Origin of the sequence: Streptomyces tateyamensis, assembly GCF_003205575.1 — a bacterium.
GTDB classification, from domain to species: Bacteria; Actinomycetota; Actinomycetes; order Streptomycetales; family Streptomycetaceae; genus Kitasatospora; species Kitasatospora tateyamensis.
On sequence record NZ_PYBW01000045.1, the window covers coordinates 58,685 to 79,234 of the forward strand.

At 72.8% G+C, this 20,550-nt stretch carries 19 protein-coding genes and 1 pseudogene; 15 read left to right on the forward strand and 5 right to left on the reverse strand.

The window, feature by feature from the left end:
• The first annotated feature begins 55 nt into the window (after positions 1-55).
• From lepB (C7C46_RS14910) to C7C46_RS14950, 9 genes are all read left to right on the forward strand, one after another.
• A complete protein-coding gene (lepB, locus tag C7C46_RS14910; RefSeq protein WP_110669764.1) occupies positions 56-1,030 on the forward strand; it encodes a signal peptidase I in 975 nt (324 codons plus the stop codon).
• A 223-nt stretch (positions 1,031-1,253) separates the two neighbouring features.
• Positions 1,254-2,084, forward strand: a complete 831-nt coding sequence (lepB, locus tag C7C46_RS14915) for a signal peptidase I (RefSeq protein WP_110669767.1) — start codon at positions 1,254-1,256, stop codon at positions 2,082-2,084.
• Between the two features lie 110 nt (positions 2,085-2,194).
• Positions 2,195-2,698 carry an NUDIX hydrolase gene (locus tag C7C46_RS14920; RefSeq protein WP_181442355.1) on the forward strand — a complete coding sequence of 168 codons (504 nt, stop codon included), beginning with the start codon at positions 2,195-2,197 and terminating at the stop codon, positions 2,696-2,698.
• 66 nt (positions 2,699-2,764) lie between these two features.
• A complete protein-coding gene (locus tag C7C46_RS14925) occupies positions 2,765-3,091 on the forward strand; it encodes a DUF2469 domain-containing protein (RefSeq protein ID WP_110669769.1) in 327 nt (108 codons plus the stop codon).
• A 286-nt stretch (positions 3,092-3,377) separates the two neighbouring features.
• A complete protein-coding gene (locus C7C46_RS14930; protein ID WP_425470071.1) occupies positions 3,378-3,809 on the forward strand; it encodes a YraN family protein in 432 nt (143 codons plus the stop codon).
• On the forward strand, positions 3,810-5,420 hold the full coding sequence (locus tag C7C46_RS14935; RefSeq protein ID WP_110669771.1) for a YifB family Mg chelatase-like AAA ATPase: 1,611 nt from the start codon (positions 3,810-3,812) through the stop codon (positions 5,418-5,420).
• Positions 5,417-6,607: a DNA-processing protein DprA gene (gene dprA / locus C7C46_RS14940; RefSeq protein ID WP_110669774.1), complete on the forward strand. Its 1,191-nt coding sequence runs from the start codon at positions 5,417-5,419 to the stop codon at positions 6,605-6,607. Before C7C46_RS14935 ends, dprA begins: the two co-directional genes overlap by 4 nt.
• Before the next feature lie 1,585 nt (positions 6,608-8,192).
• Positions 8,193-8,993, forward strand: coding sequence for an RNA polymerase sigma factor WhiG (whiG, locus tag C7C46_RS14945; RefSeq protein WP_110669776.1), 801 nt, complete (start codon positions 8,193-8,195; stop codon positions 8,991-8,993).
• A 103-nt stretch (positions 8,994-9,096) separates the two neighbouring features.
• Positions 9,097-9,720: a TetR/AcrR family transcriptional regulator gene (locus C7C46_RS14950; protein ID WP_110669819.1), complete on the forward strand. Its 624-nt coding sequence runs from the start codon at positions 9,097-9,099 to the stop codon at positions 9,718-9,720.
• Between the two features lie 32 nt (positions 9,721-9,752).
• Here the strand turns inward: C7C46_RS14950 and C7C46_RS14955 are convergent.
• Positions 9,753-10,427 (reverse strand): annotated as a pseudogene (locus tag C7C46_RS14955) (M23 family metallopeptidase); the annotation flags it as partial.
• Between the two features lie 430 nt (positions 10,428-10,857).
• Here C7C46_RS14955 and rpsB point away from each other — a divergent pair.
• The 6 genes from rpsB (at position 10,858) to rlmN (ending at position 16,433) form a co-directional block, all read left to right on the forward strand.
• Positions 10,858-11,757, forward strand: a complete 900-nt coding sequence (gene rpsB, locus C7C46_RS14960) for a 30S ribosomal protein S2 (protein WP_110669778.1) — start codon at positions 10,858-10,860, stop codon at positions 11,755-11,757.
• A 130-nt stretch (positions 11,758-11,887) separates the two neighbouring features.
• Entirely contained in the window at positions 11,888-12,727 is an 840-nt protein-coding gene (tsf, locus tag C7C46_RS14965) for a translation elongation factor Ts (protein WP_110669780.1), read from the forward strand.
• 202 nt (positions 12,728-12,929) lie between these two features.
• Positions 12,930-13,685 carry a UMP kinase gene (gene pyrH, locus C7C46_RS14970; RefSeq protein WP_110669782.1) on the forward strand — a complete coding sequence of 252 codons (756 nt, stop codon included), beginning with the start codon at positions 12,930-12,932 and terminating at the stop codon, positions 13,683-13,685.
• A 93-nt stretch (positions 13,686-13,778) separates the two neighbouring features.
• Positions 13,779-14,336, forward strand: a complete 558-nt coding sequence (gene frr, locus C7C46_RS14975; RefSeq protein ID WP_110669783.1) for a ribosome recycling factor — start codon at positions 13,779-13,781, stop codon at positions 14,334-14,336.
• A complete protein-coding gene (locus C7C46_RS14980; RefSeq protein ID WP_110669785.1) occupies positions 14,336-15,250 on the forward strand; it encodes a phosphatidate cytidylyltransferase in 915 nt (304 codons plus the stop codon). Before frr ends, C7C46_RS14980 begins: the two co-directional genes overlap by 1 nt.
• Before the next feature lie 82 nt (positions 15,251-15,332).
• Positions 15,333-16,433 (forward strand): dual-specificity RNA methyltransferase RlmN, encoded by a 1,101-nt coding sequence (gene rlmN, locus C7C46_RS14985; RefSeq protein WP_110669787.1) that lies wholly within the window; start codon positions 15,333-15,335, stop codon positions 16,431-16,433.
• Positions 16,434-16,448: 15 nt separating this feature from the next.
• Here rlmN and C7C46_RS14990 read toward each other — a convergent pair whose 3' ends face one another.
• From C7C46_RS14990 to C7C46_RS15005, 4 genes are all read right to left on the reverse strand, one after another.
• Positions 16,449-17,606 (reverse strand): hypothetical protein, encoded by a 1,158-nt coding sequence (locus tag C7C46_RS14990; protein WP_110669789.1) that lies wholly within the window; start codon positions 17,604-17,606, stop codon positions 16,449-16,451.
• Between the two features lie 8 nt (positions 17,607-17,614).
• Positions 17,615-18,346: an ABC transporter ATP-binding protein gene (locus C7C46_RS14995; RefSeq protein ID WP_110669791.1), complete on the reverse strand. Its 732-nt coding sequence runs from the start codon at positions 18,344-18,346 to the stop codon at positions 17,615-17,617.
• Between the two features lie 240 nt (positions 18,347-18,586).
• Entirely contained in the window at positions 18,587-19,981 is a 1,395-nt protein-coding gene (locus tag C7C46_RS15000) for an aspartate aminotransferase family protein (protein ID WP_110669793.1), read from the reverse strand.
• A complete protein-coding gene (locus tag C7C46_RS15005) occupies positions 19,978-20,451 on the reverse strand; it encodes an Lrp/AsnC family transcriptional regulator (protein WP_110669795.1) in 474 nt (157 codons plus the stop codon). The genes C7C46_RS15000 and C7C46_RS15005 overlap by 4 nt, the downstream gene beginning before the upstream one ends.
• Between the last annotated feature and the right edge of the window lie 99 nt (positions 20,452-20,550).

Below are 20,550 nucleotides of genomic sequence, written 5' to 3' on the forward strand. Positions count from 1 at the left end.
GTGCGGGACTGATGAGCGCGGACGGCAGTCGTTCGCACAGCAGGGAGGAGTTGACGTGGGGGATCTGGTGATCGGTGCCCGCGGAGCCGACGAGCCCGAGGGCTCGGGCGGTCGCACGGCACAGTCCACCGAGTCCGCCGGCCCCGGGGATCCGGGCGAGGACGGACACGGTCGGGACCACCTGGCGGACGGAGCCGAGCCGCCTGCGGCGGGCCCCGAGCCGCTGGCGGATGACGAGGGCAGTCGGCGCCCGGTCGAGCGCAAGCAGCGCTCGTTCTGGAAGGAGCTGCCGATCCTGATCGGCATCGCCCTGGTGCTGGCCCTGGTCATCAAGACCTTCTTCGTGCAGGCCTTCTCCATCCCCTCGGAGTCGATGCAGAACACCCTGCAGGTCGGCGACCGGGTGCTGGTGGACAAGCTGACGCCCTGGTTCGGCGCCAAGCCGGACCGCGGCGAGGTGGTGGTCTTCCACGACCCGGGCGGCTGGCTCGGTGAGGTGCCCTCTCAGGAGAGCTCCAACCCGGTGGTCCGCGGCATCCAGGACGTGCTGAGCTTCATCGGCCTGATGCCCTCGGCCAACGAGAAGGACCTGATCAAGCGGGTGGTGGCAGTCGGTGGCGACACCATCGAGTGCCAGGGCAACGGGCCGTTGAAGGTCAACGGCGTCGCGCTCAACGAGCCGTACGTGTTCGACTCCAACCCGGAGCTCGGCGCCTGCGGCAACAAGCCGTTCGGGCCGGTCAAGGTCCCCTCGGGCCGGCTCTGGGTGATGGGCGACCACCGCGACGACTCGCTGGACTCGCGCTACCACATGGACCAGCCCGGTGGCGGCAGCGTGCCGGTGGACAACGTGGTGGGGCGCGCCTTCGTGGTGGCCTGGCCGCTGAACCACTGGTCGACGCTTCCGGTGCCGTCGACGTTCGGCCAGAAGGGCCTGTCGGCCGCGGGCGCGGTGGCGCCTCCGGCGCTGGCCGTGGCCGGGGCGCTGCCGGCTGCCTGGTGGCTGCGCCGCCGGCGCGAGCAGGTCTGAGGGCGGCGTCGTCCTGACCGGGGCGATGCCGACGGGGCTGGTGCCGAGCTGACCGGGACGAGGCGGACCGGGCGGGTGCCGAGCTGACCGGTTCGGTGCCGGACGGGCTGGGTCCCGATCCGGTGTAGGGCCTTGCGCGGGCCGTGGTACCGACGAGTAATCTGCTCGGACGTGCCACGGCCCGCTGCCGTGTCCGGCCCCTCGCCTCCCTGGACGGTCCCCGATGAGCAGCCTCGCCGACGAAGCACCCGGCCCCGCCGCTGCCCCGGCCGCGCCCGCCCCCGCGCCGCGCAGCCGCCGGCTCTGGGGAGTACTGCAGGGGATCGCGCTGACGGTGGGCCTGGTCCTGCTGGTCGGCGGCTTCGTGCTGACCGCCGTCGAGTACCGGCCCAGCTTCGTGCCGACCGCCTCGATGTCGCCGACGATCGCCGCCGGAGACACCGTGCTGGTCCACCCACTGGGCAAGGCGGCGGTAGGGCGCGGGGACATCGTGGTCTTCAAGGACCCGCAGTGGGGAGACGAGACCCTGGTCAAGCGGGTGATCGGGGTCGGCGGCGACACCGTGGTCTGCTGCGATCCGCAGGGCCGGATCACCGTCAACGGGGTGCCGGTGACCGAGCCGTACCTGGCCGACGGGCTGCTCACGGCCCAGCCGTCCGGGAGCGCCGGGGACGCCGGGGGCAGCCTTGCGGGCGTCGCGCAGCAGCAACTGCACCAGACCTTCAACGCCCAGGTGCCGGCGGGCCGGCTGTTCGTGCTGGGCGACAACCGGCTCGGCTCGCTGGACTCCCGGGTGCACCTGGACCAGTTGGCCGGCAGCATCCCGGTCGACGGGGTGTCGGGGCGGGTGGCGGCGACCGTCTGGCCGTTCGGGCACTGGCGGACGGCGTCGCGCACGACGGCCTTCGACGCCCTGCCCGGGCCGGCCGCGGGGCAGCCCGGGCCGCTGATGCCGCTGATCTGGGCGATGCTGGCGGGGACCGCGGTGATCGTGCTGGTCTCGCTCACCACGCCGGCAGCGGCGGTGGTGCGGTGGGCGCGGCGGCGGCGCTGACCCTCCGGGGACACCGGCGGGGCTGAGCGTCCTCCGGGGCCTCCGGGGCCTCCGGGGCTGAGTGGCCGGGCCACCGGGGGCCGAGCGGTGCGGGACCAGTGGAGGTGGCGGTGACCGGACCCGAGGTGCGGCGGCGCAGGGCAGCCCGGGTGCTGCTGCTGGACGCGGCCGACCGGGTGCTGCTGTTGCGCGGGTCGGACCCGGCCGACCCGTCCCGGACCTGGTGGTTCGCGCCCGGCGGCGGGCTGGAACCGGGGGAGGAGCCGCGGGCGGCCGCGCTGCGCGAACTGGCCGAGGAGACCGGGCTGACCGGGATCGAGCTGGGCCCGCAGGTGGCCGAGGAGGTGGCGGTCTTCACGTTCGACGGGCACCCGTACGAGCAGTGGCAGGTGTTCTTCCTGGCCCGCACCGGGCAGGCGCCCGCTACGGCCGACATGGACAGCTCCGGCAGCGCTCCCGAGGAGCGCGAGCACCTGCTGGAAGCGCGCTGGTGGACCCTGGCCGAGCTGGCCGGGGCGGCCGGCGCCGAGGAGCCGGTCTACCCCGAGGGGCTGGCCCGGCTGCTGGCCCGGTTGGCCGCCGAGCGGGTGCCGCCCCGGGCAAGCGCGCGATAACGCTCTGCGAGGAGGTGCCGTGGTCCACAATGGGGATGGACCTGACGGAGCTGAGGGGACGCCTGGATGAGTGCGGAAGATCTCGAAAAGTACGAGACCGAGATGGAGCTCAAGCTCTACCGGGAGTACAAGGACGTCGTCGGGCTGTTCAAGTACGTGATCGAGACCGAGCGCCGGTTCTACCTCACCAATGACTACGAGCTGCAGGTGCACTCGGTGCAGGGCGAGGTGTTCTTCGAGGTCTCGATGGCCGACGCGTGGGTCTGGGACATGTACCGGCCGGCCCGGTTCGTCCGCAAGGTGCGGGTGCTGACCTTCAAGGACGTGAACATCGAGGAGCTCGCGAAGAGCGACCTGGAGCTGCCGTCGGACGAGGCGGGGTTCGGGAGCTGACGCGGCGTCGGGCCCTGGGGTGCGTGCGTCCTCCGGGGTTCGCTGCTCGCGATTCGCCTGCTGGCGGTGCGCCCTTCCGGCGGTTCGACCTCCGGCGTTCGGGTGTCCGGCGTTCTGGCCGCCGGCGTTCCGGTTTCCCGCGTTCTGACTTCTGGCGGCCTGGCTTTCGGCGTTCCGGTTTCCCGCGTTCTGACTTCCTGTGCTGTCCACAGGCCCCGGGTTGTCCACAGGTTCCGGGCTGCTGATGGTGCGTCGGGCCCCGGCGCGGCAACCTCCGTGACCGGAGGTGATCGCGGTGCAGAACGCACAGCAGGCCCTCGGCCGGTACGGCGAGGAGGTGGCCGTCCGCCGACTCGGGCAGGACGGGCTGCGGGTCCTGGAGCGCAACTGGCGCTGTACCCAGGGAGAGCTGGACATCGTCGCCCTGGACGGGGACACGGTGGCCGTCTGCGAGGTCAAGACCAGGTCCGAGGGGTCCTTCCAGCAGCCCGCCGAGGCGCTGGGGCCGGTCAAGGCCGAGCGGTTGCGTGTCCTGGCGGAGCGCTGGCTGGCCGAGCGCTGGCCGGCGCACTTCGCCCGGCTTGCCGGGCTGCCGGGTGGGGCCGCGGGCGAGCGCGCCGCGGTGCTGCCGCCCGGCGGGGTGCGGATCGACCTGGTCTCGGTGGTCCGCCCGCCGACCGGTGCCGCCCAGGTGGAGCACCTGCGGGGGGTGGTCTGAGTGGCCTTCGCCCGGACGTGCTCGGTGGCCCTGCTCGGGGTGGACGGTGTGGTGGTCGAGGTGCAGGCCGACCTCGAGCCGGGGGTGGCGGCCTTCACCCTGGTGGGCTTGCCGGACAAGGCGCTCAGCGAGGCCCGGGACCGGGTGCGGGCCGCGGTCTCCAACAGCGGCGAGGCCTGGCCGCAGCGCAAGCTCACCGTCGGGCTCAGCCCCGCCTCGGTGCCCAAGAGCGGCAGCGGTTTCGATCTCGCGGTGGCCTGCGCGGTGCTCGCGGCGGCCGAGCGGCTGCCGCCGCCTGCCATCGCCGACCTGCTGATCATCGGGGAGCTGGGGCTGGACGGCCGGGTCCGCCCGGTCCGCGGGGTGCTGCCCTCGGTGCTGGCGGCGGCCGAGAGCGGGTTCCGCCGGGTGGTGGTGGCCGAGCAGACGGCGGCCGAGGCGGCCCTGGTACCGGGCGTCTCGGTCCTCGGCGTGCGCAGCCTGCGCCAGCTGATCGCGGTGCTCACCGACGCGCCGGTGCCCGAGGAGCCGCCCGACCCGATGTCCGGTACGCCCGATCCGCTGATGGCGGGCCTGCTGCTGCCGGGCACCGCGGTGCGCCGGCCCGGGGCCGACCCGGAGTTCGGTCCCGACCTGGCGGACGTGGCCGGCCAGCACGAGGCCCGGGTGGCGCTGGAGATCGCGGCGGCCGGCGGCCACCACCTGTACCTCAAGGGGCCGCCCGGAGCCGGCAAGACGATGCTCGCCGAGCGGCTGCCCGGGCTGCTGCCGCCGCTGACCAGGACCGAGGCGCTGGAGGTGACGGCGGTGCACTCGGTGGCGGGCCTGCTGCCGCCGGGCCGCCCGTTGGTCAACCTGCCGCCCTACTGCGCCCCGCACCACTCGACCACGATGCCCGCCATCATCGGCGGCGGCAGCGGCCTGCCGCGCCCCGGCGCGGTCTCGCTGGCCCACCGCGGCGTGCTCTTCCTGGACGAGGCGCCGGAATTCCCGGTCCGGGTGCTGGACGCGTTGCGCCAGCCGTTGGAGTCGGGCGAGGTCGTGGTAGCCCGCTCGGCGGGGTCGCTGCGGCTGCCCGCCAACTTCCTGCTCTGCCTGGCGGCCAACCCCTGTCCGTGCGGGCGGTACTCGCGGCGCGGTGAGGGGTGCGACTGCACCCCGGTGATGGTGAGCCGGTACCAGGGGCGGCTGTCCGGGCCGTTGCTGGACCGGGTGGACCTGCGGGTCCAGGTGGAGCCGGTGACCAGGGCGGAGCTGCTGGAGCGGGACCGGCACGCCGAGCGGACGGAGGTGGTGGCCGAGCGGGTGCGGCTGGCCCGGGACCGGGCCGCCGCGCGGTTCGCCGGGACGCCGTGGCGGACCAACGCCCAGGTGCCCGGGCGGGAGCTGCGCTCGCGTTGGCGGCCGGAGCCCGCCGCGCTGGCGGAGGCGGAGCGGGAGATGGAGCGTGGGCTGCTCACCGCGCGCGGGTTGGACCGGGTGCTGCGGGTCGCCTGGACGGTGGCCGACCTCGGCGGCCGGGACGTGCCGGGGGCGGGCGAGCTGCGCACCGCGCTGGGGCTGCGGCGCGGCTTCCCGTCGGACGTGCGCTCGCTGGACGGTCCGCTGTGACCGGGGATCAGGAGGCCCTGCCCGGTGCCGGGTCGGCCGGGTTGCCGGTACCGACGCCCGATCAGGAGCGGCTGGCCCGGGCCGCCCTGACCAGGTTGGTCGAGCCGGGCACAGCCGTGATCGGCCGCTGGCTGGCCACCAGATCCGCCTTCGCGCTGCTGGAGCTGCTGCGGCGCGGGGCGCGCCATCCGGAGCTGAGGATCGATCAGGTGCGCCGGGCGGCGCTGCGCGAGCGGCTGGCCGGGCTGGACCCGGCTGCGGACCTGGCGCGGGTGACTTCGCTCGGCGGGCGCTTCCTGATTCCGGACGATCCGGAGTGGCCCAGCCAGCTGGCGGACCTCGGGGAGGCGGCGCCGATCGGGCTCTGGGTGGTGGGGACGGGGTCCCTGCGGCTGCTCGCGCTGCGCTCGGTGGCGGTGGTGGGCTCCCGGGCGTGCACGGAGTACGGGGCGCACGTGGCCACCGAGCTGGGGGCCGCGCTCGCCGAGCGGGGCTGGGTGGTCTGCTCCGGGGCCGCCTACGGGGTAGACGCGGCCGCGCACCGCGGCGCCCTCGCCGTCGGCGGGATGACGGTCGCGGTGCTCGCCTCCGGGGTGGACGTGGAGTACCCGCGGGGCCACAGCGGCCTGATCCGGCGGATCCGGGAGCAGGGGCAGCTGGTCAGTGAGCACCCGCCGGGGGAGCACCCGAACCGGTTCCGGTTCGTGTTGCGCAACCGGGTGCTGGCGGCGCTCACCCGGGGGACGGTGGTGGTCGAGGCGGCGCACCGCAGCGGGGCGCTGAGCACGGCGCGACGGGCAATCGAGTTGAACCGGCACACCATGGGGGTGTGCGGCCCGATCACCTCGGAGCTCTCGGTCGGTGTGCACGAACTGCTCCGCGGCGGTGGGGCCACCTTGGTCACCAGCGCGGCGGAGGTGATCGAGCTGATCGGTGCGGTCGGAGCGGACCTGCCGCCGCCGCGCCGCTCGGTGCCCCGGCCGCGTGACCTGTTGGCGCCGGCGGCGGCCCGGGTGTTGGAGGCGATCCCGGCCGGGGTGGCCGGGGTGCCGGTCGCTGCCCTGGCCGTGCGGACCGCCCTGTCGATGGACGTGGTGCTCAAGCAGCTCTACGAGCTCTGCTCGCTCGGGTTCGTGGAACGGACCGGTTCGCACTGGCGAATCGTGCCGAGTCGCACTGGAGAGTGACGCGGCGACAGGCGACGCACCGTCAGGGCCCGGCAGTCGTTGGTGATCGTTGGTGCGTTCGCAGGTGCCGCCCGAGCTGCCCAGGCGGCCCTGCGCCTGCGGGCGGGGAGCGCGCCGACCGCGTCGAACACGGTGCGCGCGTTCGCGCGTCGGAGTGAACGCCACCAGAACGGGCGACGGCCAGGTGGTGGTAGCACAGTGCATCGACTCGGTCACGCTACGCTCGCTATGGCTTCCCTATCAGCACATGACTCGGCAGAACGGCGCAGACCCACGTATGCCCACACACATTCCCGGACACGGGGCGACCAGTGCCCGCCGGCTCCCGGGAGGAGTCGGTAGTCAACTTCGCGCGGCCACGGGCGAGCAGCCTGGCCTGGAGGCCCAGGGCAGGTCCGCGACGGCGGGGGGAACAGTGGGGGGACAGGTAGGGGGACAGCAGACAGGGGGGGCGGCGGGGGGAGCGGTCAGGGCGAAACCGGCCGGCGGTCCTGGCGGGCAGCTGAGGGTGAGTCAAGGAGCTACTGCGGGTCTCAATGGGAGTCCGCCCGGTGGCGCCGGCCTGGCCGGCGGTGGTTCGGCGGGAGAAGGCTCGGTCGGTGATGGCTCGGTCGGTGACCGCGCAGCTGGCGGTCCCGCAGCTACCGGCCGCGTCGGCGGCAGTGGCGCGGCGGTGGTGGGCGAGGCCGGTGCTGCGGGCCCCGTCGGCGGGGTGGTCGGCGCCGGAGTCGGCCTCGGCCTCGGCGGTACGGGCGTGGTCGGGGCGGGTCTGGTCGGCGGTGCGGAGGTGCGGGGGCTGGAGCGAGTCGGGCCGGGGGGCGGTGTGGACGGTGTGGGAGCGGGTGCGCCTCTGGGTGCGGACGGATTGGTCACGGGAGGCACGAGCATGGCTGGTTCAAGGGCTGACGCGGTCTCGGTGCTGGGCGGTGTGCCGCCCCGGACGGTTCCGGTCCCGGTACCAGCTCCGGTCGCGCCGCTCGGCGGGCCGCTCACCCTGATCACCGCCCGGGCCCCGGCCACACTGCCCGGCCCGGCCCTCAAGGGCGGGCGCGCCGGGAAGCCGAAAGCCCCGGGGAAGAAGGTCAAGGCCGTGAAGTCCGGCAAGCCCGGTGGCCTGGGCTCGGTGCCGCCACCGACCCGGACGGCTGCCGGTACGGCGGTCACTCCCGCGCCACGAAACGGTTCGGATCCGGGCACTGCGCCCGGCGTTGGGACGCCCGCTGCCGAGACGGCTGCCGCCGAGACGCCCGCGCCGGGTGTGGTGGGTCGACCGCCCGCGTCCCGACTCCCGAGCCCCCCGGCGGGGCCGCCTCCGCCCGCGCCTCGCAGCTCGGGCCCGCGTACCCCGGGACCGCGTACTGCCGAGGCTCGAGTCACCGAGCCCGGCGACACTGAGCCTGGCGACACCGAGCCGAGTGCCGCCGCGCCCGGTGCCACCAGTCCCACGGTGGCCGGTCCTACGGTGGCCGGCCCTGCGACGGCGGGTCCCGCGACCGCAGGTCTTGCGGCGGCCGGTCCCGCGACCGTCGGTCCCACGGTGGCCGGTCCCACGGCGACCGCGCCAACGGCGGCGGGGTCGGCGGCCGTGCCGTCCCCGCCCGCCTCCCCGTCTCCCGAGGCGGTGCAGCGCAGTGCGCTGGAGTCCCTGTGGCGCACCTACAAGACCACCGGGGACCAGCGGCTGCGCGAGCAGCTGATCCTGCACTACTCGCCCCTGGTGAAGTACGTGGCCGGCCGGGTCGGGGTCGGCCTGCCTGCCAACGTCGAGCAGGCGGACTTCGTCTCCTCCGGTGTCTTCGGACTGATCGACGCGATCGAGAAGTTCGACCCGGACCGGGCGATCAAGTTCGAGACGTACGCGATCAGCCGGATCCGTGGCGCGATCATCGACGAGCTGAGGGCGCTCGACTGGATCCCCCGTTCGGTGCGGCAGAAGGCCAAGGCGGTCGAGCGCACCTACGCCGCGCTCGAGGCCCGGCTGCGGCGGACCCCGCACGAGCCCGAGGTGGCCGCGGAGATGGGCATCGCACTGGAGGAACTGCACGCGATTTTCAGCCAACTCTCGCTGGCCAATGTGGTGGCGTTGGACGAGCTGCTGCACCCGGTCGGCGACGGCGGCGAACGGCTCAGCCTGATGGACACCCTGGAGGACACCGGAGCCGCGAACCCGGTCGAGGTGGCCGAGGACCGCGAGCTGCGCAAGTTGCTGGCCGGCGCCATCAACACGCTGCCCGAGCGCGAAAAGACCGTGGTGACCCTCTACTACTACGAGGGCCTCACGCTCGCCGAGATCGGCCAGGTGCTCGGGGTGACCGAGAGCAGGGTCAGTCAGATCCACACCAAATCCGTGCTGCAGTTGCGGGCGAAGATGACCGATTTGCGCTGACCCCTGACCGCTCCGGCCCGCCTGCGGTGCTGGCCGGGAGGTGAACCTGACTGGCCCACCCGCTCCGTACAGTGGGAGGGTGCCGAAGATCAGAGCCGCCTCCCTGGCCGAGCACCGTCGACTTCAGCGGGCCGCCCTCCTCGACGCGGCCCGGGTACTGCTGACCGAGGGCGGCATGGAGGCGTTGACCTTCCCCGCCCTGGCAGCCCGCACCGGCCTGGCCCGCTCCTCGGTGTACGAGTACTTCCGGTCCCGCGCGCACGTGGTCGAGCAGCTCTGCGAGGCCGACTTCCCACTCTGGGCTGCCGAGATCGAAGCCGGGATGGCCGCCCGGGACGGCGCACCCAGTCGGCTGGAGGCTTACGTCCGAGGCCAGTTGGAGCTGGCCGGTGACCCGCGGCACCGCGCCATCGTCGCGCTCTCCGCGCTGGAGCTGGACGAGGCGGCCCGAGCCCGGATCCGCGCCGCGCACGAGGGCCTGGTCGGCCTGGTGGTCGAGGCGCTCGACGAACTGGGCCACCAGCGCCCGCAACTGGTAGCGGCACTGCTGCAGGGCGTGGTGGAGGCCGCGGTGAAGCGGTCCGAGGGCCGCTCGTCCGAGGAGCGGGCGCTGATCGCCGACGCCGCCGTGGCCCTCGCACTCCACGGGCTGGCCGGGTCCGCCACCCCGGTCACCTCGGCTGCCGCGGTCGCGGCCGCCGAGTGCAGCGGCAGCAACCGCGCCTGACCCGAGCCCAGCAGGGCCAGCGGGTCGAGGTACCGCTCGCCGCGCAACAGCCCCCAGTGCAGACAGCCCGTCGCGCAGTGGCCGGCCCCGGGCGCCAGGTGCCCGATCTGCTGGCCGGCCGCGACCGCCGTGCCGACCGGTGGCGCGTCGGCCACCGGGAGGTACGTGGTGCGAAGCGGCGGGCTACCACTGCCGGGGTGAAGCACCGTCACCACCGGGCGCCCGGCCACCTGCCCGGCGAAGCCGATCACCCCGGGTGCGGCGGCCCGCACCGCCACCCCCTCCTCGGCGGCCAGATCCACCCCGCGGTGTGCGGCGGCCCACCGCACAGGCGGCGGCGCGAACCGCTGCCGCACTCCGGCGGGCCCGCCCACGGGCCAGGCCCGACCGCCCCCGGGACTCAGCCCGCCCCCGGAGCTGAGCCCGGCCCCGGGCGGACCGAGCCCGGCCGCCGACCTCGCACCGGGCGCGGCGCCGACTCCGGAACCGATCGCCGAGCCGGCCATCGAGCGGGCTGTCGGGCCGGCCATCGAGCGAGCTGTCGAGCCGGCCATTGAGCGGACCGTGGGGCCGGCCGTCGCGTTGGCCACCGCCGGAGGCCCGAGCCAGAGCAGCACCACCAGCGCCAGCGCCAGCTTCCCCGGCGTGCTCGCCTTCCCCGGCGTGCGCGCGTTCCCTGCGTTCCTCTTGTTCCTCGTGCTCGTCATGCCAGCGAGGTTCCGCCCCGCTGGCCGCCGTGACCACCCTCACCTCGAAACCTGTGGACAACCCCGCCCCTGTGGACAACCACCGGACCACCGCCACCCGTCCGCCCGCCCCCGCAGCGTGCAGAGTCGCCGGTCCCTCGGCCCTTCCCGTACACTTCTCACGCGACCCGGTCCGCCGGGTCGACTTCGCACGCCCCGCCACCGGTAGGACGCGGCCCACCGCCGCCCCCGCCAGGTGCGAGTGCCGCTCGGTCCAGCCGAGCCTGCCGCGGCTCCACCGCCGCCAGGCCCGGACGGCTCGGCACGTCGGGGCGTCAGGCGTGGCGGTCGCCCGACCGCCGCGGAAAACCGAGCTGACCCGGTAGTTGCCGAGTGTCCCCAGGCGGGGGCAGCACCAACGCACCGGGCGTAACACGAGGAGTACACGGCCATGGCCGTTGTCACGATGCGGGAGCTGCTGGAGAGCGGCGTCCACTTCGGTCACCAGACCCGTCGTTGGAACCCGAAGATGAAGCGCTTCATCTTCACGGAGCGCAACGGCATCTACATCATCGACCTGCTGCAGTCGCTGAACTACATCGACCGCGCGTTCGAGTTCGTCAAGGAGACCGTTGCCCACGGCGGCAGCGTCCTTTTCGTCGGCACCAAGAAGCAGGCCCAGGAGGCCATCGCCGAGCAGGCCACCCGCGTGGGCATGCCCTACGTGAACCAGCGCTGGCTCGGCGGCATGCTGACCAACTTCTCCACCGTCTACAAGCGTCTGCAGCGCCTCAAGGAGCTCGGCGAGATCGACTTCACGGACGTGGCCGGCTCCGGCCTCACCAAGAAGGAGCTCCTGGTCCTCCAGCGCGAGCACGACAAGCTGGAGAAGACCCTCGGCGGTATCCGCGACATGCAGCGCGTTCCGAGCGCCGTGTGGATCGTGGACACCAAGAAGGAGCACATCGCGGTCGGCGAGGCCCGGAAGCTCAACATCCCGGTCGTCGCCATCCTCGACACCAACTGCGACCCGGACGAGGTCGACTACAAGATCCCGGGCAACGACGACGCGATCCGCTCCGTCACCCTGCTCACCCGGGTGATCGCCGACGCCGTCGCCGAGGGCCTCAAGTCCCGCGCCGGTGTTGCCAAGGGCGATGTCAAGGCCGAGCCGGGCGCCGGCCAGCCGCTGGCCGACTGGGAGCAGGACCTCCTGGCCACCGGTGAGAACAAGGCCGCCGAGGCCCCCGCCGCCGAGGCCGAGGCCACCGAGGCTCCGGCTGCCGAGGCCACCGAGGCCCCCGCCGCCGAGGCCACCGAGGCTCCGGCCGCCGAGGCCGAGCAGGCCTGACGTACTGAGGGTGAGGGGCAGTCGCCGGTGGGTACCGGCGAGTGCCCCTCTCTCCACGTGCCGGGGCTGAACCACCAGCCCCGGCACACCCACCCCGCAGACACGCGAGACGCGAGAAGAGATTCACACCATGGCGAACTTCACCGCCGCGGACGTCAAGAAGCTCCGTGAGCTCACCGGCGCCGGCATGATGGACTGCAAGAAGGCGCTCGACGAGGCCGAGGGCGACGTCGAGAAGGCCGTTGAGCTCCTGCGCATCAAGGGCCAGAAGGGCGTCGCCAAGCGCGAGGGCCGCGACGCCTCCAACGGTGCCGTCGCCGCCATCATCGCCGACGACAAGAAGTCCGGCGTGCTGGTCGAGCTGAACTGCGAGACCGACTTCGTCGCCAAGGGCGGCAAGTTCGTCGAGGTCGCCAACGCGATCGCCGCCCACGTGGCCGCCACCTCCCCGGCCGACCTGGAGACCGCCCTGGCCTCCGAGATCGCCGCCGGCCAGACCGTCCAGCAGTTCGTGGACGAGGCCAACGCGAGCCTGGGCGAGAAGATCGTCTTCCGTCGCTTCGCGCAGTACGACGGTGACGGCTTCGTCGCGGTCTACCTGCACAAGACCGACCCGGACCTGCCGCCGGCCATCGGCGTCCTGGTCGAGCTGGACCAGGAGAACGCGGAGGTCGCCAAGGACGTCGCGCAGCACATCGCCGCCTTCGCGCCGAAGTACCTGTCCCGCGAGGACATCCCGGCCGAGGACATCGAGAACGAGCGCCGCGTCGCCGAGGCCACCGCTCGCGAGGAGGGCAAGCCCGAGGCTGCCCTGCCGAAGATCGTCGAGGGTCGCGTCACCGGCTTCGTCAAGGAGAACTCGGTCCTGGAGCAGGCCTTCGCCAAGGACAACAAGAAGACCGTCGCCAAGGTCCTCGAGGAGAACGGCGTCGCCCTCAAGCGCTTCGCCCGCTTCCGCGTCGGCGCCTGAGCCACGTTCACCCGGTTCCGGCCTAAGGTAGGAACCGCCGCCGCAACTGTGAACCAGTGAGTCGGCACCAGAACGACGAGGAGGCCATTGCCGTGCAGGAGACCGTACCGGTTCCCGCGGCAGTGGCCTCCTCGCGTGTACGCGCGGGCCGGGGCACCGTACGCCCGGGCCCGTGAACCAGCAGGTGCAGAAGGAGAAGTCCATGCAGGAGACGCAGGAGACCGCGCAGGACGGCACTCGCCGTCGTGTTCTGCTCAAGCTGTCCGGTGAGGCGTTCGCCGGCGGAGGCGGCCTCGGCGTCGACCCCGACGTCGTGCACAAGATCGCTCGCGAGATCGCCACGGTGGTCCGACAGGGCACCGAGGTGGCGGTGGTCATCGGCGGCGGCAACTTCTTCCGCGGCGCCGAGCTGCAGGTGCGCGGCATGGACCGGGCCCGCTCGGACTACATGGGCATGCTCGGCACCGTGATGAACTGCCTGGCGCTGCAGGACTTCCTGATGAAGGAAGGGATCGAGACCCGGGTCCAGACCGCGATCACCATGGGCCAGGTCGCCGAGCCGTACCTGCCGCTGCGGGCCATCCGCCACCTGGAGAAGGGCCGCGTGGTCATCTTCGGTGCCGGTATGGGCATGCCCTACTTCTCCACCGACACCACCGCCGTGCAGCGCGCCCTGGAGGTCCACGCCGAGGTGCTGCTGATGGGCAAGAACGGGGTGGACGGCGTCTACGACTCCGACCCCAGGACCAACCCGGATGCGGTGCGGTTCGACGCGCTGGAGTACGCCGAGGTCATCACCCGTGACCTCAAGGTCGCGGATCTGACCGCGATCACCCTGTGCAAGGACAACGGCCTGCCGATCCTGGTCTTCGAGCTGCTGGCGGAGGGCAATATCGCTCGCGCCGTGAGGAATGAGAAGATCGGCACACTCATCAGCCAGGATTCCGTCCGGGCCTGAGCAGTCGTCAACCGCGCCCCGCCGGAGCACGGTGGGGCCTATCAGTACGCCACGGGCGCTGAACGCCACGGGCAACCGGACAGGGAGCAGACTGTGATCGAAGAGATCCTCCTCGAGGCCGAGGAGAAGATGGAGAAGGCCGTGGCGGTCGCCAAGGACGACTTCGCCGCCATCCGGACCGGCCGGGCCCACCCGGCGATGTTCAACAAGATCGTGGCCGAGTACTACGGCGCCCCCACCCCGATCAACCAGCTCGCCTCCTTCTCCGTGCCGGAGCCGCGGATGGCGGTCATCACCCCGTTCGACAAGAGCGCGCTGCGCAACATCGAGCAGGCGATCCGCGACTCGGACCTGGGGGTGAACCCCTCCAACGACGGCAGCATGATCCGCGTGAACTTCCCGCAGCTGACCGAGGAGCGCCGCAAGGAGTACATCAAGCTGGCGCGCAGCAAGGGTGAGGACGCCAAGGTCTCGATGCGCGCGATCCGGCGCAAGGCCAAGGACGCCCTGGACAAGCTGGTCAAGGACAAGGAGGCCGGCGAGGACGAGGTGCGCCGGGCCGAGAAGGAGCTCGACGACGTCACCGCCAAGTACGTGGCGAGCATCGACGAGCTGCTGAAGCACAAGGAAGCCGAGCTCCTCGAGGTCTGATGAACGACGCCCCGAACGCCCCAGGCACCAGGGGCGCAACCGAGTCCGCACCCCCGCAGGAGAGTCCGGTGGCCGAGCCCCAGCCGCAGCAGCCCCGCAAGCAGCGGGGCGGCCGCAACCTGCCCGCCGCGATAGGGGTGGGGCTCGGGCTCGGGGCGGTGATCATCGCCTCGTTGTTCGTGGTCAAGGTGCTGTTCCTGGCCGTGGTGGTGGCGGCGGTGTCCGTCGGCAGCTACGAGCTGACCAGCCGGCTGGCCGAGCGCAAGGGGATCCACGTCGCCCAGCTGCCGCTGCTGCTGGGCGGCGTGGCGATGCTCACCACCGGGTACTGGATCGGCCCGCAGGGCGCCGCGGCGGCGCTGGCGCTGACCGCGCTGGCGCTGATGATCTGGCGGATGAAGGAAGCCCCGGAGAACTACCTGCGGGATATAACGGCAGGTGTCTTCACCGCCTTCTACGTGCCGTTCCTGGCCACCTTCGTGGCGCTGATGCTGGCCGCGCACGACGGTCCGCAGCGGATCGTGCTCTTCCTGGTGGTCACCATCTGCAGTGACACCGGGGCGTACGCGGTGGGGTACAAGTTCGGGCGCACCAAGCTGGCGCCGACGATCAGCCCCGGCAAGACCCGGGAGGGGCTGGCCGGCGGCATCGGCCTGTCGATGCTGGCCGGCGCGCTGCTGATGCAGTGGATCATCGAGGACGGCCACTGGTGGCAGGGCCTGGTGCTCGGCGGCTGTGCCGCGCTGATCGCCACCCTGGGCGACCTCGCCGAGTCGATGATCAAGCGGGACCTGGGGATCAAGGACATGGGCACCCTGCTCCCCGGCCACGGCGGCATCATGGACCGCCTGGACTCGCTGCTGCCCACCGCGCCGGTGGTCTGGATGCTGCTGGCCGCCTTCGTCGGCAGCTGACCCGCAGCACCCGTGCCTCGACGGGCCCCGGACGGCAAGGGCCGTCCGGGGCCCGCGCCGCATCTGCGACACTTGATGAACCATGCCTGCACCTGGAGAACTCACCTTTGTCGCGCCGCGCGGCGCCAAGCCCCCGCGACACCTCGCCGACCTCGACCCCGCCGCACGGAAGGCGGCCGTCGCCGAGCTCGGCGAGCAGCCGTTCCGCGCCAAGCAGCTGTCCAACCACTACTTCGGTCGGTTGTCCGACGACCCGTCGGCCTGGACGGACATCCCGGCGGCCAGCCGGGAGAAGCTGACCGGTGAGCTGCTGCCGGAGCTGATGTCGGTGGTGCGGCACGTCTCCTGCGACGAGGACACGACCCGCAAGACGCTCTGGCGGCTGTTCGACGGCACCCTGGTCGAGTCCGTGCTGATGCGCTACCCGGACCGGGTCACCATGTGCATCAGCTCGCAGGCCGGGTGCGGGATGAACTGCCCGTTCTGCGCCACCGGGCAGGCGGGGCTGACCCGCAACCTGTCCACCGCCGAGATCGTCGAGCAGATCGCGGCCGGGATGCGGGCCCTGAAGAGCGGTGAGATCCCGGGCCGTGAGGCCCGGTTGAGCAACGTGGTCTTCATGGGCATGGGCGAGCCGCTGGCCAACTACAACCGGGTGCTGGCCTCGATCCGCCGCCTCACCGACCCGGCGCCGGACGGTTTCGGCCTGTCCCAGCGCGGCATCACGGTCTCCACCGTCGGCCTGGTGCCGGCCATGCACCGGTTGGCCGACGAGGGGCTCAGCTGCCGGCTGGCGCTGTCGCTGCACGCGCCGGACGACGAGCTGCGTGACGAGCTGGTGCCGGTGAACACCCGCTGGAAGGTGGCCGAGGTGCTGGACGCCGCGTGGAACTACGCCGAGAAGTCGGGCCGGCGGATCTCCATCGAGTACGCGCTGATCAAGGACATCAACGACCAGGCCTGGCGGGCCGACCTGCTGGGCCGGCTGATCAAGAACCACCGGGTGCACGTCAACCTGATCCCGCTGAACCCGACGCCCGGCTCCAAGTGGACCGCCTCCCGGCCCGAGGACGAGCGCGAGTTCGTCCGCCGGCTGGAGGCGCACGGGGTGCCGACCACGGTCCGCGACACCCGCGGCCAGGAGATCGACGGCGCCTGCGGCCAGCTCGCCGCGGCGGGCTGAGCCGAGCGGTCGGCCTCAGGTCAGCAGCGCGGCGCCGAGCACGGCGGTCAGCCCGCCGGTGGCCAGCAGCACCAGCCCGGCCAGCGCCCAGCGCAGCAGGGTGGCGGCGGCCAGCAGTCGGGGTGCGGCGCCCAGACGCAGCAGGGCCGCACCGACCGGGCGGCGGGCGGCCCGCAGCTCGGTGAGCCGGGCGACCACGGCCGCCGAGGCGCAGCCGATGACCAGCAGCGCCTCGGCGGCCGGCAGCGGCCCGGTGCCCGAGGCACCGGGCGCCACCCAGTGCCGCACCGCGGTGAGCACCACGGCCAGGGTCAGCGCGAGCACCGCCAGCGGGGTGCCGAGCCGGGGCGCGAGCGCGGCCAGCCCCCGCCCGGCCAGCAGCCGGCGGGCACCGGGGCGGCCCAGGGCGAGCAGTCGGCCGACCCCGGCCAGCAGCGGCCCGGTGAGCAGCGCCGCGCCGAGGGTGGCCGCCGCCCAGCCGCCGAGCAGCAGCGCGTTGGTGTGCCCGAGGTCGGCCGGCAGTTGCAGCGGGCGCGGGTCCTCGGCGGCCGCCGGGCGCAGCGCGTACAGCTCGGTCAAGGTGCCGCCGAAGGTGAGCAGCCCGGCCAGCAGGATGCGCGGCAGGCCGAACGGGGCGGCGGTGACGGCCGGCCGGGTCTGCGGCAGCGCGTCCCGCCCGGGCACCGCGCAGACCGCCGCCACGCCACCGACCAGCGGGAGCAGCGCGACCAGTGCGACCGGTGCGGCGGGCGGCAGCGGATCGCCCATCCCCAGCTCGGGTGCCAGGCCGGGCCCGGCGATGTTGTTGCGCAGCACCAGGAAGAGCAGCAGGCTGACCACCGCGCCGGCCGCGCAGGCCAGCGCGATCTCGCCGGCGATCAGCAGCCGCAGCCGCACCGGGCCCGCGCCGGCCGCCCGCAGCCCGGCGATCCGCTCGGCGCGCTGGGCGGGCAGCGCGCGGGCCGCCACCGCGGCGAACCAGGCCACCGCCAGCAGCGGGGGCAGGCACCAGAGCAGCCGCTCGGGCGCCGAGTGGGCGCCGGGCGGGTCGCTCAGCGCCCGGCCCAGCGCGCGCAGCAGGAAGGCGGCGACCACGGCCGCCGCCACGGAGGTGAGCAACCAGCGGCCCAGGTCGACGACCCGGTAGCCCCTGACCAGCCGGAGATAGAACACCTGCGTCCTCAGTGTGAAGCGGCGACGGGTGCGGCCGCCGGGCGCCGGACCGCGGTGGCGGGCACGGGGGTGCGGCCGTCCACCAGGGCGACGGTGCGGTCCGCGTAGCGGGCCAGCTCGGGGTCGTGGGTGGCCAGCACCAGGGTCAGCTGGTGGGATCGGGCCGCGCTGGTGAGTATCCGCAGCACCTGGTCCCGGGCCTCGCGGTGCAGCGGCGCGGTCGGGTCGTCGGCGAAGACCACCCGGGGCAGCGGGGCGAGTGCCCGGGCCACCGCGATCCGCTGGCACTGACTGCGGATCAGCTCCTCCGGGCGGCGCTTGGCGCAGGCCGCCACGTCGAGGCGCTCCAGCCAGTCGTCGGCCGCGCCGTAGGCGGCCCGGTGGCCGACACCGGCCAGCAGCAGCGGCAGCGCGACGTTCTCCCGGGCCGTCAGTTCCGGTACCAGCTGCGGCTCGGAGCCCACGAAGCCGAACCGCTCGCGGCGCAGCTTCTCCCGCCCGGCCCGGCCCAGGGTGTGCACCGGGGAGCTGTTGAACCAGACTTCCCCCGCGTCCACCGGGAGCTGGGCGGACAGGCAGCCGAGCAGGGTGGACTTGCCGGAGCCGCGGGCGCCCGTGACGGCGAGCACCTCGCCCTCGCGCACGCCGATCGAGACTTCGCGCAGCGCGGGGGTGCCGTGGTGGGACTTGACGATGCCTCGGGCCCACAGCACGTCGTTGTCGGGCGGGGCCGCTGACATGTGTTCCTCCGCCGGTCGGGATCGGCTCTGCGTGGTGCAAAGGAATGGCAGTGGTCAGATTAGAACGAGATCGCCCGTGCGCGGTTGCGGCACACCCGGAGCACTTGTCATAAACCCGGACGAACCATCAGCAGATGATAGGGCCGGAGCGCCCGAAAAAATGACCCGGGGCCGGTTCCGGCAGCCTTGAGGAGGAGGCTGCCGGAACCGGCCCCGGGTGGTCCCGCGGGGCGCGAAGCGTCAGATCTTCGCCCACGCGTCGGTGAGGCTGGTCCGCAGGATCTGCTCGATCTCGTCGAAGGTCGACTGGTCGGAGATCAGCGGCGGGGCCAGCTGCACGACCGGGTCGCCACGGTCGTCGGCGCGGCAGTACAGGCCGTTGTCGAAGAGCGCCTTGGAGAGGAAGCCGTAGAGCACGCGCTCGACCTCGTCGTCGTTGAACGACTCCTTGGTGACCTTGTCCTTGACCAGCTCGATGCCGTAGAAGAACCCGTTGCCGCGCACGTCGCCGACGATCGGCAGGTCGCGCAGCTTGTTCAGGGTGCCGAGGAAGGCGGCCTCGTTGTCGAGCACGTGCTGGTTGAGGCCCTCGCGCTCGAAGATGTCGAGGTTGGCCAGCGCCACCGCGGAGGAGACCGGGTGGCCACCGAAGGTGTAGCCGTGCAGGAAGGTGTTGTCGCCCTTGTAGAACGGCTCGGCGATCTTGTCGGAGATGATCGTCGCGCCGATCGGGGAGTAGCCCGAGGTCATGCCCTTGGCGCAGGTGATCATGTCGGGCTGGTAGCCGAACTTGTCGGCGCCGAACATGGTGCCGAGCCGGCCGAAGGCGCAGATGACCTCGTCCGAGACGAGCAGCACGTCGTGCCGGTCGCAGATCTCGCGCAGCCGCTGGAAGTACCCGGGCGGCGGCGGGAAGCAGCCGCCGGCGTTCTGCACCGGCTCGACGAAGACGGCGGCCACGGTCTCGGCGCCCTCGTTGAGGATGGCCACCTCGATCTCGTCGGCGCACCAGCGGCCGTAGGCCTCCGGGTCGACGGTGCCGTCCGGGCCGGCCAGGAAGGCCGGGGCGCGGTAGATGTTGGTGTTCGGCGCCTTGTGGGTGCCCGGGACCAGCGGCTCGAACGGGGCCTTCAGGCCCGGCAGGCCGGTGATCGACAGGGCGCCCTGGGGGGTGCCGTGGTAGGCGACGGCGCGCGAGATGACCTTGTACTTGGTCGGCTTGCCGACCAGCTTGAAGTACTGCTTGGCGAGCTTCCAGGCGGTCTCGACGGCCTCGCCGCCACCGGTGGAGAAGAAGACCTTGTTGAGGTCGCCGGGGGCGTAGTTGGCCAGCCGCTCGGCCAGCTCGACGGCCTTGGGGTGGGCGTAGCTCCAGACCGGGAAGAAGGCGAGCTCCTTGGCCTGCTTGGCAGCGGCCTCGGCCAGCTCCTCGCGGCCGTGACCGGCCTGCACCACGAACAGTCCGGCCAGGCCGTCGAGGTACTTGCGGCCCTTGTCGTCCCAGATGTAGGTGCCCTCGCCGCGCACGATGGTGGGCACGGGCGAGTTCTCGTACGACGACATGCGGGTGAAGTGCATCCACAGGTGGTCGTAGGCGGTCTTCGAAAGGTCCTTCTGTGCCGGGTCGGCGGTCATCGGGTGCCCCAGGTGTAGGTCTGTTTCCGGAGCTTCAGGTAAACGAAGCTCTCGGTCCTCCGCACGCCGGGAAGCGCGCGGATGCGTTTGTTGATCATTTCGAGCAGGTGCTCGTCGTCCTCGCACACCAGCTCGGCCAGCAGGTCGAACGAGCCCGCGGTGCAGACCACGTAGTCGACCTCGTCCATGGCGGCCAGGGCGTCGGCGATCGGCTCGATGTCGCCCTCGGCGGTGATGCCGACCATCGCCTGCCGGGTGAACCCGACCGTCAGCGGATCCGTGACGGCGACGATCTGCATCACGCCCTGGTCGAGCAGCTTCTGGACCCGCTGCCGGACCGCGGCCTCGGAGAGGCCGACGGCCTTGCCGATGGTCGCGTACGCCCGGCGGCCGTCCTCCTGCAGCTGCTCGATGATCGCCTTGGAGACGGAGTCGAGGGGAACGCTGCTGTTCCGGTCGCGGTTGGCCACGCCGCCACTGTGCCTGATCGACTCTGCTTCCGCAACCCGTCACCCTGCTGATTTCGTCGGCCATTCATGTTTCCGGAACGGATTGCGTTGCCTTGCACG

Excerpts from the sequence above, each read along its gene's own strand:
- lepB (WP_110669767.1), top strand. The coding sequence starts at position 1,254 with ATGAGCAGCCTCGCCGACGAAGCACCCGGCCCCGCCGCTGCCCCGGCC.
- C7C46_RS14925 (WP_110669769.1), top strand. The coding sequence starts at position 2,765 with ATGAGTGCGGAAGATCTCGAAAAGTACGAGACCGAGATGGAGCTCAAG.
- rpsB (WP_110669778.1), top strand. The coding sequence starts at position 10,858 with ATGGCCGTTGTCACGATGCGGGAGCTGCTGGAGAGCGGCGTCCACTTC.
- tsf (WP_110669780.1), top strand. The coding sequence starts at position 11,888 with ATGGCGAACTTCACCGCCGCGGACGTCAAGAAGCTCCGTGAGCTCACC.
- pyrH (WP_110669782.1), top strand. The coding sequence starts at position 12,930 with ATGCAGGAGACGCAGGAGACCGCGCAGGACGGCACTCGCCGTCGTGTT.
- C7C46_RS14980 (WP_110669785.1), top strand. The coding sequence starts at position 14,336 with ATGAACGACGCCCCGAACGCCCCAGGCACCAGGGGCGCAACCGAGTCC.
- rlmN (WP_110669787.1), top strand. The coding sequence starts at position 15,333 with ATGCCTGCACCTGGAGAACTCACCTTTGTCGCGCCGCGCGGCGCCAAG.
- C7C46_RS14995 (WP_110669791.1), bottom strand. The coding sequence starts at position 18,346 with ATGTCAGCGGCCCCGCCCGACAACGACGTGCTGTGGGCCCGAGGCATC.
- C7C46_RS15000 (WP_110669793.1), bottom strand. The coding sequence starts at position 19,981 with ATGACCGCCGACCCGGCACAGAAGGACCTTTCGAAGACCGCCTACGAC.